The organism is Amycolatopsis sp. NPDC059235 (assembly GCF_042754125.1).
In the GTDB taxonomy this organism is placed as follows: Bacteria; Actinomycetota; Actinomycetes; order Mycobacteriales; family Pseudonocardiaceae; genus Amycolatopsis; species Amycolatopsis albidoflava.
Map to the genome: position 1 here is coordinate 1 of NZ_JBHZAG010000087.1, position 15,550 is coordinate 15,550.

Here is a 15,550-nt window from a genome sequence, read left to right on the forward strand (position 1 = left end):
TGGGCTGGGCTGGGCTGGGCTGGGCTGGGCTGGGCTGGGCTGGGCTGGGCTGGGCTGGGCTGGGCTGGGCTGGGCTGGGCTGGGCTGGGCTGGGCTGGGCCGGGCCGGGCCGGGCCGGGCCGATTCGAGCGGAGCTGTGCCGGGCACGGCGGGGCTGTGCCGAGTGGAGCTGTGCCGAGCTGAGCTAAGTCGGGCCGGGCTGAGCCGGGTGGGGTCGAGTTGAGCGGAGCTGAGCCGTGCCACGCCGGGCAGAGCCAGGTCTGCTCGGGACGAGCTGGGCCGGGCCGGGTGGAGTGGAGCCGTGTCATATCGGGCAGAGCCAGGTCCGGCCAGGTCCGGCCGGGGCGAGCCGAGCTGAGCCGAGGCGTGTCGTGCCGGGCAGAGTCGGGTGCGGCCGAGCCGAGCGGGGCTAGGCCGGGCTGTGCCTGGCCTAGCTGTGGGCCGAGCTGGGCTGAGCCTGGCCGAGCTGCGGCCGAGTCGAGTCGGGCCGGTGGTCAGGGGCCGGGCTGGCGGGCTGAGTCAAGCCGACTCGGTGCGGGCGGAGCGAGGCAGAGGGCAGGGTGAGCCGAGCGGTCGAGCCGACCGCCGCGCGCCTGCGGGCTGGGCAGGCCAAGGCGGCGGGTTGACCTGTGCGGATGGGCAGAGCGAATCAAGCCGATGCGCGGCGCCAAGCCCAGTCGAGCCCGAACCAAGCCCAGTCGAGCCCGAACCAAGCTCAGTCGAGCCCGAGCCGAGCTTGAACCGAGCCCAGTCGAGCCCGCGTCTTGTCGATTCCTGAGCGGCCCGCGGCGTGGCCCTCACAGCCAACCACCGCCAACTACCGTCGCCCGGTCGCTGCCGGGCGCTGAGCAGCATCCGCCGCCAGCCCGGAAACAATCCCCGCGACAGCGGACCCTCGTCTCCCGGTGCCCGGCCCTGCCCAGCCGGGCACCGGGAGCGCAGAACGCGGGCGGCCGTGAGCCGCCGCCGGCGTCCGCTTCGAGGGTGGTCAGGCGTCCCGGTTCGCGGTGTGCCGCTTGCGGAGCACGGCTCCGGTGACGTGCACGAGCGCCACTCCGCCCGCGGTGGCGAGTCCGGCCAGGACTCCGGCGGTCGCGAAGACGAGCGCGGTCGCCCCGACGAGCAGGGTCAGCAGCAGCGCGATCAGCTGCCACGGCCGGGTCCCGCCGTCCGGTTGCCGCGCGGCCAGTTCGACTGACGTCCGCGCGGTCTTCCACGACGGGTAAGCCGGGCGCGTGCTCGGCCGCGGCGACGGCACGGCCGGCGCTGGTTGCGGCATGCCTGGCTCGTGAAAGGTCACGGTCACTCGGCCGGGGCGTTGACTTACGGCGACGGCATACTGTGTGTCGTCGCCAGTGTCCGATTTTTCTGTCCGACGGTATGCCTGGCCTGCATTTTCCGCGCCAGGACCGGTCATTGTGGATCCTTTCTTGTCCGCCGGAAAAGTGCCGGAACACAGTTCCCAGCCCGCCCCCGAGGGGAACTGGTTCCGGCGGCCGCGGCGGGCGTCCGGGGAATGGAATATTCCACCCTCTTAACCCCTCCTGCCTGCGGCAACGCTATCTTTGCACGGCCGCCGCCGATCGCGCTAACCCGGGGCGGAAAAATCTTCTCCGACGCTCTCCTGCCTGGTGTTTCGAGTAACGGGTATTCGCGATCTGCCGGACTATTCCGAGTGTTATCAATGCGCACCTCTTCAACCTGATCGGGTGAATGTGTGCAGAGACCCACTTTGGGGTCCGCTGTCCTGTTCGGCCCGGCGAACGCGACCGGGTCGCTGCTACGGTGAGTGTCCGCCGCGGATGGGGGAGGGCATGGACGTACGGACGCTGGCTCGCGAGGAGCGCGCCGACTTCGCGGACTTCCTCGAGACGCTCACGCCGGAGCAGTGGGACGAGCCGACGCTGTGTGCCGGCTGGAACGTGCGCTCGGTCATCGCTCACGTCGTGAGCTACGACGAACTCAGCGGACGCCAGCTGGCGCAGCGGTTCGTCCGGGCGGGGCTGTCGCTGAAACGGTCCAACGAGACCGGTCTCGCCGAGTACAGGGTGCGCGCGCCGGAGGAACTGATCGGCGTCATGCGGCGGAACCCGCAGCCGGGCCGGATCCTGGGCAAGTTCGGCGGGATGGTCGGGTTTCTCGACGGCCTCATCCACCAGCAGGACATCCGCCGCCCGCTCGGCTTGCCGCGGACGATCCCGGCGGCGCGGTTGCGCCGGGCGTTGGAGCTGTCGCTGCGCGCGCCGCCGATCGGGGTGTCGCGCCGGCTGACCGGTTTGCGCGCGGTCGCGACCGACGTGGACTGGGCGTCTGGGAGAGGCATCGAGGTCCGCGGCCCGGCGGAGGCGTTGCTGCTGGCACTGGCAGGCCGTCGCGCGGCGGCGGACGACTTGACCGGTCCGGGACTGGACGTGCTGATCAGCCGCACCGTCGTGGCTTGATCCGGCATCGCGTGCTGGACTGCCGCGGATCTTTGTCTTGCCGCGCGTTGCCAGCCGGACGGCTGCGAAGTGATTCCAGCGCGTTGGCCCTTCGATCTGCGGCCGTTGTTCTCGCCCGCGCGCCCCTGCGTCACCGCGGCGTGCTGCCACTCGGCGTGCTGACTATTTGCACCACTGTCGTGTGACAACCCTCGCGCGGGGGTTGCGTATGCGCTTGGCGACAGCAGTCATGTCGGCGACCGCACTCCCGAAAGCGAGGTGATGCCCGACCGGACGCCCGCCGCCTTCCCCCTCGCGGCACCCGTGCCTGCCGCCGCGCCTCGCATCGCTCAGGCGGCACGGGCGCCGGCAACCGCGGCGGCGTCCGCCCTCCGGGGTGTCACCAGCTGGTGACAGCTAACCCGGCGGTAACCCGCGCTCAACCCTCCGTCGCAAGGCGAAAATGCTTGCGGCTACGGGAAAATCCCGGCCCAGATGATCACCCGGACCGGGGGCTTGCGTTACGCGTGGGCGACATCCCAAATAGGACTCCAAGCACCACAAGGGGAGGAGTCCGGTGTTCAGGTGGCAGCAGGCGGAAGGAAAACGGCACGCACTGGACGGGCCGTTCGCGCCGAGACCCGGGGAAACGTTCACCGCACTGTGCGGGGCCGAAGTCACGGTCGCCCGCCGAGACGTGCCGCAACTCGGCGGGCACTGGTTCGATCCGACGTGTCCCGAATGCGCGGAGGAGTGGCTCCGCCGGGAAGGACAGGTCCGCTCGAGCGAAGATCGGTGCCTGGCGTGAGCGGTGTGGAGGACCGACACCCGGCGCTCGCGGGGAACGGCGCATGACCGGACGCTGGAGCAGGCTGCCGGAGCAGCGCGGTTCGGCGGTGGGGCTCACCGGACCCGAACTGGTCACCTGGATTCGCGACCTGCAAGCCACCCTGGCACTCGACCTCGCGTTCCTCACCCGGGCGCTCGACGAACGATCCCCGCGCCCGGACGCGGTGCGGGACCTCGGCGAGCGTCTCCTTGACCTCGGCCGGGCGTTGGTCCGTCGGGCCGATCACCTGAACGAGGCCGTCCTGGCGAGTCTGCCCGCGCACGGCTGGCTGCCCCAAGCGGGTGCACCGGAGAACGCGGCACGGCTGGCGCATCAAGTCGGCCGCCGTCCGCTTCGCTGTGGGCCGGTGTACCTCGGGCTGTGCGGAGCGGCGTGTTTTCCGGTGTTCGGGCAGGATCCGCACGATCACACGAAAAGGTACGAGCGGTGCCCGGAATGCCAGAGCAAGGGCGGGGCCGCGATGCGCCGCGAGTGAAGGGCCGGGCAGCGGGAACGGCCGGGCGACGGAGCTGAACCAGCGGGCGGAACCGGCTTGGCTGGGGGCATGACCGGTGTGCGAACTCGGGGGCGTGAGCTGTGGGGGAACGCTGATCGGTACGGGGCTGAGCTTGCTCGGCTAAATCCGAGCGACAGGATGCACAAACCGGATCACCCGTCCGAAACCCGGCTATCAACCCAGCAACCCTCGGGATTTTCCGGTTTCCTGTACCGATGAGCGAGGAGACCTCCACCCGTTCCACCGAGCGGCTGTTCCGGATCGCGATCACGCTGAAGGGCCTCGACGGAGCCCTTCAGCTGATCGGGGCGCTGATCCTGGCGTTCATCCCCGCGACGGTCGTCACCGGGTTCGTGAACGCGGTCATCACCCGCGACCTGCTCGGCGATCCCTCCGGCACGCTCGCGCGGCATCTGGAAACCGCTGCGGAGCACTTTGTCGGTGGGGGCACCAAGACGTTCGCCGTCGCGTATCTGCTGGCGCACGGGTTGCTCAAGCTCGGCCTCGTGTGGGCGCTCGCGCGCAAGTGGGTGCGCGCCTACCCGGTCGCGATGGTCGTGCTCGCCGCGTTCGTCGTGTACGAGATTTATCGTGCCTTCGAAACCCACTCCATCGCGCTGCCCTTCTTCGCCGCGCTCGACGCGGTGATCATCGTGCTTGTCTTTCGCGAGTACCGGAATCTCAAACGCGATCACGCCTGACCTCGCTCAGGCGGCAGCGGGAAACCTTTCCGTCACCAACGTCGCCACGTCCGCCGGTTCCACGAACAGGGCCGTCGCGTTGTCGCGGCCGCCCAGCGCGATGGCGGTCGCTACCAGAGCGGACGCGCCGCGGGCTGGGTCGGCCAGGATTTCGTCGATTGTGGCGGGCGTCAGGACCTTGTGGACGCCGTCGCTGGTGAGCAGGAGGCCTCCGCTCGACGTCTCCGTCGTGCCGATCTCCTCCGGTTTCGTCGTGCGGACACTCGTGGTCACCAGGTGCTCCATCCGCGGCGAGTACGGCTGGTGCCGCGAGCGGAAGTACTCCGCCATCGTGTGGTCCTGCGTGAGTTTGTGGATCATCGACCCGTCCCAGGCGTACGCCCGCGCGTCGCCGACCCACGCGATCCGGTAGCCGCCGGCGTGGGGCATCGCCACGACCAGCACCGCGTCTCCGGTGCCGCCCAGCCGGTGAACTGCTTGCTGTGCGGCCAAAATCGCCTTCACCGGGCCGGATTCGACAGGAGTGCGCGCGGCGGCCGCGGCGGCGACCTGGGCGGCCCGGCCGGCGCCGGGGTCGTCCCCGACGCCGTCGGCGAGCGCGAAGGTGATTCCGCGTGCCCCGGCGGCCGCGTAGGCGCTCACCGCGTCGGCATTGCGCTCGCGCGGCCCCTGCTCGCTCGCGGTGTGCCAGCGTGGATATCCGGCCATCGTGACCTCCCGGGCGTTCCCTGCGGATGACTCTCCGTGCTTTCCAGAATGCGCCTCGTTCCTGGGAGGAGGCTGAGGATCCGCCGTCTCACCGGGTGAGCTGGTAGACAGTTTCGCCACCGACCGTGGTCGCGGTGAAGTTCGCGGCCACCCACTCGGAGATGTCGTTCGACCCGCCGCCGGGACCGCCGCCGCGCCCGCCGTCCACGTAGTACGCGACTTCGCCCGCCCCGACGTACTGCTTGAACTCCTCCAGCGTCGGGGCCGGATCGCTGCCGTCCCAGCCGCCGATGCCGATCACCGACTTGCCGCTCGCCAGCTCCAGGCTCGCCGCCGACTGCGACCCGGTCGTCGCGGCAGCCCACTTCGTCGTCGTGCCGCCTAGCAGTTGACCGACGGAGCCGTTGGCTTCTTCCATGCCGCCTCCGAAGCCGCCCATGCCCCCGGTACGCGGACCCGAAGTCGGGATAGAACCGCTGTGCGGCAAGGAAACCGTCTCCACGGCGTACCCGGCGGTGCCGACCCCGAGCGTCACGACAATCGCCGCCGCCAGCCCGATCAAAACGGTCCGCGCCCGCGGCACCCCGACCACCACGAGGGTGCTCACCAGCAACCCCAGCACCACGATCGCCCAGCGCAGCAACGGGAACCAGTCCGGCGTGCGGTCGAGCAGGATGAAGTCCTACACCGCGGTCGCCGCGATCATTCCGCCCAGCACCGTTCTCGGCGCGGAGTGCGCCCGGCCGCGCCACAGCGCGTGCCCGGAAATCGCGACCAGCGCGGCGATCGCGGGCGCGAGCTGCACCGCGTAGTACGGGTGCACGGTGCCGCTCATGAAGCTGAACACCAGCCCGGTCACGAGCAGCCAGCCGCCCCAGACGACGAGCGACGCCCGGGTCCGGTCGGTGCGCGCGGCCCGCCGGGTGAACCACAACCCGGCCGCCAACCCGATCAGCGCGGCGGGCAGCAGCCACGAGACCTCAGTGCCGAAACTCGCGCCGAACATCCGTCCGAGACCGGAACTGCCGCCGAACGCGCTGTTCCCTCCGCCGCCAAAACCGCCCATCCCGCCGCCGTTGCCCTGCCCGCCGAAGATGCGCCCGAGCCCGTTGTACCCCAAAGCCAGCTCCAACAGGCTGTCCCCGGTCGACCCGCCGATGTACGGCCGCGACCCCGACGGCCACAGCTCCACCAGCGCCACGAACCAGCCAGCCGAGACGACCACCGCGACCCCGGCGTAAACCAAGTGCAGCAACCGTTTTCCCAGTCCGGTCGGCGCGGCGATCAGGTACGCGAGGGCGAACGCGGGCAGCACCAGGAACGCCTGCATCATCTTCGTCAAGAACCCGAATCCGATTGCGACACCAGCGAAAACCAGCCACCGGGGGCTGGCCTTCTCGATCGCCCGCACCGTGCAGTACGCCCCGGCGATCAGCAGCAGCGTGAGCAGCGCGTCCGGGTTGTTGAAGCGGAACATCAGCGCGGCGACCGGCGTCAGCGCGAGCATCGCACCGGCCAGCAATCCCGGCAGCGGCCCCGAAACGCGACGCACCGTCAGGTAAAGCAGCCCGACCGAGCCGACGCCCATGAGTGCCTGCGGTGCAAGCACGGTGAAGCTGGAGAACCCGAAGACCCGTGCGAAAGCCGTTCCCACCCACAACGCAGCAGGCGGTTTGTCGACAGTGATCACGTTCCCGGCGTCCAACGAACCGAACAGCCACGCTTTCAGGCTCTGCGTGCCCGATTGCACGGCGGCGGCGTAGAACGAGTTGCCGAATCCGGAAGCGGTCAGGTCCCAGAAGTACAGGACAGCGGTGAGCGCCAAGAGTCCGAACACCGACGGACGGATCCAGCGAGGCGTCGCGCGATCCGGCGTGTCCGGGGCAGCGGGCCGGGCGGACAGGACAGTGCTCAAGACGACTCCTCGGTAGCGGTGCGGCGCGGATTGAAGACCCAGCCCCGCAGCAGCAGGAAGCGCAGTACCGTGGCGGCGAGGTTCGCCAGCACGAGCACGGTCGTCTCCAGGACGAGCCCGGGATGGGTGGTGTGGTTGAGCAAGGCGAGCGAACCGCTGGTCAGCGCCAGCCCGAGGCCGAACACGATCAGCCCCTCGAACTGATGCCGTCCGGCGCCGGCCCGCCCGCGGACGCCGAAGGTCACCCGCCGGTTCACCGCGGTGTTCGCGATCGCGGTGACGAGCAGCGCGGTGAAGTTGGCCGCCTGCGCGCCGACCATCGTCCGCAGCACCAGGAAAAGCAGCAGGTACGCGACAGTGCTGGCGACGCCGACCGCGGCGAAGCGCACGAGTTGTTTCACCAGGCTCGGCGACACTCCGGGGGCCTCCACGCCGATCGGTTCGCGGCCGAGCTGTTCGCGCAGCCGGTGCACGGGAATCTCGCCGGTGAAGGTCGCGCGGGTGACCCTGGCGATGCCTTTGAGGTCGGCGGTGGCGGTCGCGACGAGGTCGACCGAGGAGTCCGGGTCGTCGACCCAGTCCACCGGCACCTCGTGGATCCGCAGCCCGGCGCGCTGGGCAAGCACGAGCAGCTCGGTGTCGAAAAACCAGCCGGTGTCGCGCACGTGCGGGAGCAGCGCGCGGGCGACGTCGGCGCGGATCGCCTTGAACCCGCATTGCGCGTCGGAGAACCTCGCGGCGAGCGTGCCGCGGAGGATCAGGTTGTAGCAGCGGGAGATGAACTCGCGCTTCGGTCCGCGCACCACCCTGGCGCCGCGGGCGAGGCGGCTGCCGATCGCGACGTCCGAATGTCCGGACAACAGTGGCGCGACGAGCGGGTCCAGCGCGGCGAGATCGGTGGACAGGTCCACGTCCATGTAGGCCAGCACGGCGGCGTCCGAGGAGGACCAGACCGCCTGCAGCGCCCGGCCGCGGCCCTTCTCGTCGAGGTGGCGCACCTCGACCTCGGGGAACTCGCTGGCCAGTTCTTCGGCGACAGCAAGGGTTTTGTCGGTGCTCGCGTTGTCCGCGACGGTGATCCGGTACGGGTAGCCGGCGCGTTCGGCGAGATGCGCCCGCAGTCTGCGGATGCACGGTTCGAGGTCGGTTTCCTCGTTGTAGACCGGGATGACGACGTCGAGCACGGGATGCGGGCCGCCGAGGCCGACCGGAGTCGTCCCGGGCCGCGGGGCGCCGCTGCGGGAGGGGGCGGTGGCGTTCATGCGTTCACCGTGGTCCGCGGGGCTTTGGCCACCTTGTGGTGTTCCTGTGCTTGCGCTGTGCGACGTACGCCTGATCCGGTGATCTTGGCCGCACGGCACGGAATCAGGCAGCCAGGTCGTAGACGGTCACACCGTCCACTGTGGTCATTTGGTAGTTCTCGGCCACCCATTGGACGATTTGGGCGGCGGCGTCGCTTCCGCTGCTGGAGCCGCGCATGGTCAGGCCGTCGCCGAGGAAGTAGCGGATCTGTCCTTCGCGGACGTACTGCTCGAACTGCGCGAGCGTCGGATACGGGTCGGTGCCGTTGAATCCGCCCACCGCGAGCACCGGTTTGCCGCTGCCGAGCTGGTATCCGGCGGCGTTGTTCGACCCGACGGTCGCCGCGGCCCACCGGTGCTCGCCGGATTTCCGCAGCAACGCTGTCAGGTTCGCGCCGGGCAGGGTGGTGCCGAGCAATCCGCCGCCGCCGAACATCTGCCGCGTATTCGGTCCAGCCGACGGAATCGCGCCGGTGTGCGGAGTGGACGCGGTGGCGAGGCTGTACGCGCCGGTTCCGGTGAGCAGCACGACCAGTCCCAGCACGGCGGCGATCCGGCCGAAGTGCTGGACGAAGAACAGGGCGATAGCCGCCAGAATCCCGAGGACGAGCACTGTCGGGGCAAGCCACGGCTGCCATGAATTGTCCAGCAACAGGTAGGCCGTGACCGTCGTCAGCGCGACACCGCCGCTCAACAGCCCTACGGCAGCCGGATTGCCGCGGATCCGCCACAACTGGACGGCGGCGATCCCGACGAGCGCGGCGATCGCCGGAGCGAGCGCGACGGTGTAGTAGGGATGGATGATCCCGCCCATGAAGCTGAACACCACGGCGGTCACGAGCAGCCAGCCGCCCCAGAGCAGCAGCGAGGCGCGACTGCGGTCGGTGCGGGGCGCGTAACGGGTGAACCACAGGCCAGCGCCGAGCCCGAGCACTGCGGCGGGCAGCAGCCAGGCGATTCCGCCCGCCATTTCGCTGCCGAACAACCGGAACAGTCCGGTGCTGCCCCAGCCGCCGCCCGGGCTTCCGCCGACGCTGCCGGTCTCGTCGCCGGTGATGCGGCCGAAGCCGTTGTACCCCAAGGTAAGTTCGAGCAGGCTGTTGTTCTGGGAGCCGCCGATGTACGGCCGGTCGGCGGCTGGCCACAACGCCACGACGGCGAGGTACCAGCCTGCCGAAACCACGACGGCGGCGAGTCCGGCGAGCAGGTGCAGCAGGCGTTTGCCGAGCGCGATCGGTGCGGCCACGAGGTACGCGAGAGCGAAGGCGGGCAGGACGAGAAACGCTTGCAGCATCTTGGCGAGAAAGCCGAATCCGATTGCCACGCCTGCGAAAACGAGCCATCGCGGGCTGGCTTTCTCGATCGCCCGTACGGTGCAATAGGCAGCGGCGATCAGCAGCAGGACGAGCAATGCGTCTGGGTTGTTGAACCGGAAAATCAGTGCCGCGGCCGGAGTGAGCGTCAGCACTGCGCCAGCGAGCAATCCCGCCGCCGCGCCGGAAGTGCGTCGCACGGTCGCGTACAGCAGCCACGTGGAGCCGACACCCATCAATGCTTGCGGTATCAGGATGCTCCACGCGTTCACCCCGAACAGCCGCGCGGACAAGCTCATCACCCAGAGTGCGGCGGGCGTCTTGTCCACGGTGATGCCGTTGGCCGCGTCGGTGGAGCCGAAGAACAGTGCCTTCCAGCTCTGCGATCCGGCTTGCGCGGCGGCGGAGTAGAACGCGTTGGCCCAGCCGGATGCGCTCAGATCCCACAGGTACAGCGCGGCGGTCGCGACGAGCAGCAACACGAGGCTCGGGCGCACCCACCTCGGTTCGGCGCGCTGTAGCGGCGCGGCGGGAACGGCTGGGTGGGTCGCGACTGCGGTCATGCGGTCAGCCTCGCGGCGCGACCTGGGGTCGGGATGTGCCTACCCTGTGTGTCCGCTGTGGGACTTGGGGTCATAGGCGAGCGGTGTGCGCTGCGCCGGGACTGCGATCGGCAGACGGACGGCGAAGGACGTCTGGCCTGGGCGGCTGTGCATCGTGATGGTGCCGTGGTGCGCAGTCAGTACTGCCGACACGATTGCCAGGCCTAGTCCGGTCGACCCGGCTGCCCGCGACCTGGACGAATCGCCGCGGGCGAAGCGTTCGAACACCGCGGGCTGAAGTTCGGGCGGGATGCCGGGGCCGTCGTCGGTCACGGTCACCACGGCGCTGCCGTCGACCGATCTCGTGAGGGCGGTGACGACTGTGCTGCCGGGTGGTGTGTGGACGCGGGCGTTCGCTAGCAGGTTCGCCAGAACTTGGTGCAGTCGTTGGACATCGCCTAGGACGAGGATCGGTTCGTCGGGCAAGGCGAGTTGCCAGACGTGGTGCGGGCCGGCCACGTGTGCGTCGCTGACCGCGTCCGCGACCAGGCGGGTCAGGTCTACTTCGGCGACGTCGAGCGGACGGCCCGCGTCGAGGCGGGCGAGCAGGAGGAGGTCCTCGACGAGCGCGGTCATTCGGTCGGCCTCGGATTCGATCCGGGTCATCGAATGGGCGACGTCTGGTGGGGCGTGGCTGTCGGAGCGGCCGGCGAGTTCGGCGTAGCCGCGGATGGCGGCTAGCGGGGTGCGCAGTTCGTGGCTGGCGTCGGCGACGAATCGGCGGACGCGCAGTTCGCTGGCGTGGCGGGCTTCCAGTGCGGAGGAGATGTGGCCGAGCATGTGGTTCAGTGCTGCGCCGACTTGGCCTACTTCGGTGCGGGGGTCGGTGTCTTGGGCGGGGACTCGGACGGACAGGTCTACGTCGCCTCTGTCTAGGGGGAGTTCGGAGACTCGTGACGCTGTTTCCGCCACGCGTTCCAGTGGGCGGAGGGTTCGGCGGACTGCGAAGGCGCCTAGGAAGGCCGCGCCGGTTACTCCGGCTGCGGCTACGCCGAAGAGGATCAGGCCGACGGTCAGCAGCGTCTGTTGCATGGGGGCTAGCGGGACGCCGGTGATGACTGTGCCGTCGGGGATGGAGATGGCGGTCAGGCGGTAGTCGCCGAGGTTGCCGAGGGTGCGGGTGTAGGGGCGGCCGCTTGCCGGGGGGTCTTGCAGTGCCGTCAGTTCGTCTGGGGTGAGGGTGATGCGCTGGCCGTGTGGGGAGAGCCAGCCGCCGGTGCCGTCTTGGCCGTCGGAGTCGAAGTGGGCGGTTACGGTGCCTGCGCCTTGGCCTGGGGCGTCTAGGGGGTTGCGTTCGTTGCCGGGAGGGCCGGGGTGGGTGGCGAAGTCGAGGGCGCGGGCGGTGGCCGCGGAGAGTTGGGTGTCGGTTTGGGTCAGGAGGAAGGCGCGCAGGGCGAATTCGCTGATTACGCCGATGGTCAGGCAGACCAGGGAGAGGAGGATTACTACCGAGACGGTGAGTTTGGTGCGCAGGGATCGCCGCCTTGGGTGAGCGGCGGCTAATCGTGCGCGGAGGGTCATGACCCGAGGGTGCGGTTTGCGGGTGTGGGGGCGATGTGTGCTTGCTGTGAGTCCGCTGTGCGGGGGGTGCTGGGGTGACTGCTCGTCGCCTGGCGGCGACATTGCAGGCGTTGGTTGCGTGGGGCACCCCGAAGCTCAATTGTGCTGACGGGCGGCGGGTGCTTGTCAAGGCGGGAAAGATGCCTTGACAAGCACCCGCCGCCCGCAGGGAAGGCTTCGTATCGGGGTTGGGGGCGGGCTGGGTGCCTCGATGGTTGGGTGCATCGGGTGCGGTTGAGGGAAGGCTGGGTGCCTCGTCGGTTGGGTGCGTCGGGTGCGGTTGGGGGAAGGTCGGGTGCCTCGTTGGTTGGGTGCGTCGGGTGCGGTTGGGGGAAGGCTGGGTTCCTCGGTGGTTGGGTGCACCGGGTGCGGTTGGGGGGTGGGCTGTGAAGGGCCCCTTGAGGGAATCCTGTTCCGTGAGGGGCTCCTTGAGGGAATGGCGGGTCGTGAGGGGAACCCTGAGGGACTCTGAGTCCGTGAAGGTGGCCCTCACGGACGGCGAAGTGGGGGGCTAGCCCAGGGAGCGGGCGGCGTCGGTCGCTTGTCTTGCGTAGGACCGTCCGAACAGGACTGTGTGCACCAGTAGTGGGAAAAGCTGGTGCAGGGCGATTCGTTCCCGGTATCCGTCCGCCAGTGGTGCGGCTTCGTCGTAGGCGGCCACGATTCGCTCCAGGTGTGGGCAGCCGAACAGGTGCAGCATCGCGAGATCTGTCTCTCGGTGTCCGCCGTGTGCGGCTGGGTCGATCAGTATCGCGCCGTCGGCGTCCCACAGGACATTGCCGCTCCACAGATCTCCGTGCAGTCGCGCGGGCGGTTCTGCCGGGCCGACTACCGACGGGATTCGGGCGCAGGCGCGCTCGAACACCGTCGTGTCGAGGATCTCGGACGCCATTCGGACGTAGGGGAGAATTCGGTGCTCGGCGTACCACTCCGGCCATGATTCGCCTGGTGAGTTGCGCATCGGCGCGGTTCCGATCCATGCGTCCGCCAGGCCGGCCGGGGGAGGGGCTCCGAAAGCGGGGGCTCCGGCCGCGTGCAGGCGGGCGAGGTCGCGGCCGAACTCCTCGGCGTGCGACGGGCTCGTCTCGGTTACGCGGTCCAGTACCAGCCAGGTGTCGTCGGCGCCGTGCACCTGGGGGATCCGCACTGCGTCCGCCGCTGCCAGCCAGCGCAGTCCGGCGGCCTCGGCTTGGGTCGCGCCTGGAGCGTGGCCGCGCTTCACCACCGCGTCGAAATGCTGGTGGCCGTCGGTCAATACGACCTCACTGAGGGTGCCTGAGGGGCCTCGTGAGGCTGCCTCGAATCCGGTGAGCCGCGTCGCCGCCGCGGCCGGACCTTCGCTCTGTTGCCCGGAAACCACGTCCTCGACGCTACGGGCGCGCACCGGCGCGTGCTGATCGGCTCTGCCTCGGCAGGTGCCCCGCAGCCGGTCTTGTCAACCCTCTGGCCTAGACTCGGATATCCCGGTCAGCAGGTGACCGGGGCGGTCCTGAGGGACTGTCCGCCCCCATCGTTTACCGCTCGAGGAGAAGACCTTGAAGAGCACCGTCGAGCAGCTCAGCCCGACGCGAGTGAAGATCAATGTCGAGGTGCCGTTCGACGAGCTCAAGCCGAACTTCGACGCCGCGTACCGGAAGATCGCCCAGCAGGTGCGGGTCCCCGGTTTCCGTCCCGGCAAGGTCCCCGCTCGCGTCCTGGAAAGCCGGATCGGCCGCGCGCCGGTGCTCGACGAGGTCGTCAACGAGGCCATCCCGGCCAAGTACATCGAGGCCGTCCGCGCGGGCGAGGTCCGGACGCTCGGCCAGCCCGAGTTCGAGGTGACCAAGCTCGAGGACCGCGAGGTGCTGGAGTTCAGCGCCGAGGTCGACGTGCGGCCGGAGATCGAGCTGCCCGACCTCGAGGGCCTCGAGATCAGCGTCGACGACGTCGAGACCACCGACGAAGAGGTCGCCGAGCAGCTCGACGAGCTGCGCGCCCGCTTCGGCACCCTGAGCGGCGTCGAGCGCCCGGCCCAGACCGGCGACTTCGTGTCGATCGACCTCTCGGCCAGCGTCGACGGCAAGCCCGTCGAGGAGGCCTCCACCACGGGGCTGTCCTACGAGATCGGCTCCGGCCAGCTCGTGGACGGCATCGACGAGGCCATCGTCGGCGCGAGCGCCGGCGAGACCAAGGTGTTCACCACCAAGCTGGTCGCGGGCGAGTTCGCCGGCCAGGACGCCGAGGTCACCGTCACCGTGCAGTCGGTCAAGGAGCGCGAGCTGCCCGAGGCCGACGACGAGTTCGCCCAGCTGGCGAGCGAGTTCGACACGATCGACGAGCTGCGCGGGGACCTGCGCACCCGGCTCGGCCGCGTCAAGACGATGCAGCAGGGCGTCCAGGCGCGCGACAAGGTCCTCGAGATCCTCCTGGAGCGCACCGAGGTGCCGCTGCCGGAGAAGGTCCTCGAGGCCGAGATCGAGAACCGCAAGCACGACGCGATCCACCCGTTCGACCACGACGAGGAGCAGTTCGCCAAGGCCCTCGAGGCCGAGGGCCGCACCCTCGACGAGTTCAACGCCGAGGTCAAGGAAGAGTCGGAGAAGGCCGTCCGCACGCAGCTGCTGCTGGACACCATCGCCGACAAGGAGAAGACGTCGGTCAACGACGGCGAGCTCACCGAGCGGATCATCTACCAGGCGCAGCGCTTCGGCGTCAGCCCGGACGAGTACGTGCAGCGGGCCCAGCAGTCCGGCCAGCTCACCGCGATCTACGCCGACGTCCGCCGCGGCAAGGCGCTCGCCTCGGTCGTGCGCGGCACCACGGTGAAGGACGCGTCCGGGTCCGAGGTCGACCTCACCGAGCTGTTCGGCGCCGACGAGTCGGACACCGCGGCGGCCGAAGAGGAGACCCAGGTCACCGAAGAAGCGGCGGCGACCCCCGCGGAGTAAAGCTGTAAGCGAACTTGGGCGGTGTCAGGCATTCTGCACCGCCCAAGTTCGTTAGGGTCGGTTGCAAGATCTCAAGCATCTGAACACGACAGCGGCGGCGCGGCTCTCACAGGCGGCCCGTCGCCGGTGAAAAGGCAGGCAGACGTGAAGCAGCACATGCCCGAGGGGCGGACCGGCACCGCGGGGCTCAACCTCACCGACTCGGTGTTCGAGCGGTTGCTCCAGGAGCGCATCGTCGTTCTCGGCTCCGAGGTCAACGACGAGGTCGCCAACCGGCTCACCGCGCAGCTCCTGCTGCTCGACGCGGACGACTCGGAATCGGACATCCGGTTCTACATCAACTCGCCGGGCGGCTCGGTGACCGCCGGGTTCGCGATCTACGACACCATGCAGCTGATCAAGCCGGACGTGGCGACCTACGCGATGGGCATGGCGGCCTCGATGGGGCAGTTCCTGCTCTCCTCGGGCACCCCCGGCAAGCGCTACGCGCTCCCGCACGCGCGCATCCTGATGCACCAGCCTTCCGCGGGCGTCGGCGGCACCGCCTCCGACATCGCGATCCAGGCCGACCTGTTCAACAAGTGGAAGCAGGAGCTCGCGAAGATCACCGCCGAGCAGACCGGCCAGACCACCGAGCAGATCATCAAGGACGGCGACCGCGACCGCTGGTTCACCGCGCAGGAGGCGAAGGACTACGGCTTCGTCGACCACGTGCTGACCCGCGACAGCGGCCTGACGTCGAGCAACTGAGTCCCGA

Annotated in this window: 13 protein-coding genes and 1 pseudogene; 7 read left to right on the top strand and 7 right to left on the bottom strand. The window is 69.5% G+C overall.

Annotation, left to right across the window (positions count from 1 at the left end):
* Positions 1-188 (top strand): hypothetical protein (locus ACFXI3_RS37805; RefSeq protein ID WP_378406176.1); only part of this gene is annotated, 188 nt, incomplete at its 5' end.
* 800 nt (positions 189-988) lie between these two features.
* Here ACFXI3_RS37805 and ACFXI3_RS37810 read toward each other — a convergent pair.
* Positions 989-1,279 carry a hypothetical protein gene (locus tag ACFXI3_RS37810; protein WP_378406178.1) on the bottom strand — a complete coding sequence of 97 codons (291 nt, stop codon included), beginning with the start codon at positions 1,277-1,279 and terminating at the stop codon, positions 989-991.
* Positions 1,280-1,814: 535 nt separating this feature from the next.
* On the opposite strand from ACFXI3_RS37810, the gene ACFXI3_RS37815 reads away from it, so the two are divergent.
* The 4 genes from ACFXI3_RS37815 to ACFXI3_RS37830 all read left to right on the top strand — a co-directional run bounded on the left by ACFXI3_RS37815 (position 1,815) and on the right by ACFXI3_RS37830 (position 4,467).
* Positions 1,815-2,441 (top strand): maleylpyruvate isomerase family mycothiol-dependent enzyme, encoded by a 627-nt coding sequence (locus ACFXI3_RS37815; RefSeq protein WP_378406180.1) that lies wholly within the window; start codon positions 1,815-1,817, stop codon positions 2,439-2,441.
* A 556-nt stretch (positions 2,442-2,997) separates the two neighbouring features.
* The gene (locus ACFXI3_RS37820; RefSeq protein WP_378406182.1) at positions 2,998-3,228 is read left to right on the top strand and encodes a zinc finger protein; all 231 of its coding nucleotides are present in this window, start codon (positions 2,998-3,000) and stop codon (positions 3,226-3,228) included.
* A gap of 43 nt (positions 3,229-3,271) precedes the next feature.
* Positions 3,272-3,745: a hypothetical protein gene (locus ACFXI3_RS37825; protein WP_378406184.1), complete on the top strand. Its 474-nt coding sequence runs from the start codon at positions 3,272-3,274 to the stop codon at positions 3,743-3,745.
* A gap of 236 nt (positions 3,746-3,981) precedes the next feature.
* Entirely contained in the window at positions 3,982-4,467 is a 486-nt protein-coding gene (locus ACFXI3_RS37830) for a DUF2127 domain-containing protein (RefSeq protein WP_378406186.1), read from the top strand.
* Positions 4,468-4,473: 6 nt separating this feature from the next.
* Here the strand turns inward: ACFXI3_RS37830 and ACFXI3_RS37835 are convergent, their stop codons facing one another.
* The 6 genes and pseudogenes from ACFXI3_RS37835 to ACFXI3_RS37860 all read right to left on the bottom strand — a co-directional run bounded on the left by ACFXI3_RS37835 (position 4,474) and on the right by ACFXI3_RS37860 (position 13,226).
* Entirely contained in the window at positions 4,474-5,175 is a 702-nt protein-coding gene (locus ACFXI3_RS37835; protein WP_344283617.1) for a serine/threonine protein phosphatase, read from the bottom strand.
* A gap of 88 nt (positions 5,176-5,263) precedes the next feature.
* A pseudogene (locus tag ACFXI3_RS37840) lies at positions 5,264-7,090 on the bottom strand (ArnT family glycosyltransferase).
* Positions 7,087-8,352 carry a glycosyltransferase gene (locus ACFXI3_RS37845; RefSeq protein WP_378406188.1) on the bottom strand — a complete coding sequence of 422 codons (1,266 nt, stop codon included), beginning with the start codon at positions 8,350-8,352 and terminating at the stop codon, positions 7,087-7,089. Before ACFXI3_RS37845 ends, ACFXI3_RS37840 begins: the two are co-directional and overlap by 4 nt.
* Positions 8,353-8,455: 103 nt before the next feature.
* Complete coding sequence (locus tag ACFXI3_RS37850) at positions 8,456-10,267, bottom strand: glycosyltransferase family 39 protein (protein ID WP_378406190.1); 1,812 nt, start codon at positions 10,265-10,267, stop codon at positions 8,456-8,458.
* A 39-nt stretch (positions 10,268-10,306) separates the two neighbouring features.
* On the bottom strand, positions 10,307-11,827 hold the full coding sequence (locus ACFXI3_RS37855; protein ID WP_378406192.1) for a sensor histidine kinase: 1,521 nt from the start codon (positions 11,825-11,827) through the stop codon (positions 10,307-10,309).
* 550 nt (positions 11,828-12,377) lie between these two features.
* Positions 12,378-13,226, bottom strand: a complete 849-nt coding sequence (locus ACFXI3_RS37860) for a fructosamine kinase family protein (RefSeq protein WP_378406194.1) — start codon at positions 13,224-13,226, stop codon at positions 12,378-12,380.
* A gap of 175 nt (positions 13,227-13,401) precedes the next feature.
* On the opposite strand from ACFXI3_RS37860, the gene tig reads away from it, so the two are divergent.
* On the top strand, positions 13,402-14,793 hold the full coding sequence (gene tig / locus ACFXI3_RS37865) for a trigger factor (RefSeq protein WP_378406196.1): 1,392 nt from the start codon (positions 13,402-13,404) through the stop codon (positions 14,791-14,793).
* Positions 14,794-14,937: 144 nt separating this feature from the next.
* A complete protein-coding gene (locus ACFXI3_RS37870; RefSeq protein ID WP_067595252.1) occupies positions 14,938-15,543 on the top strand; it encodes a ClpP family protease in 606 nt (201 codons plus the stop codon).
* Positions 15,544-15,550: the final 7 nt, after the last annotated feature.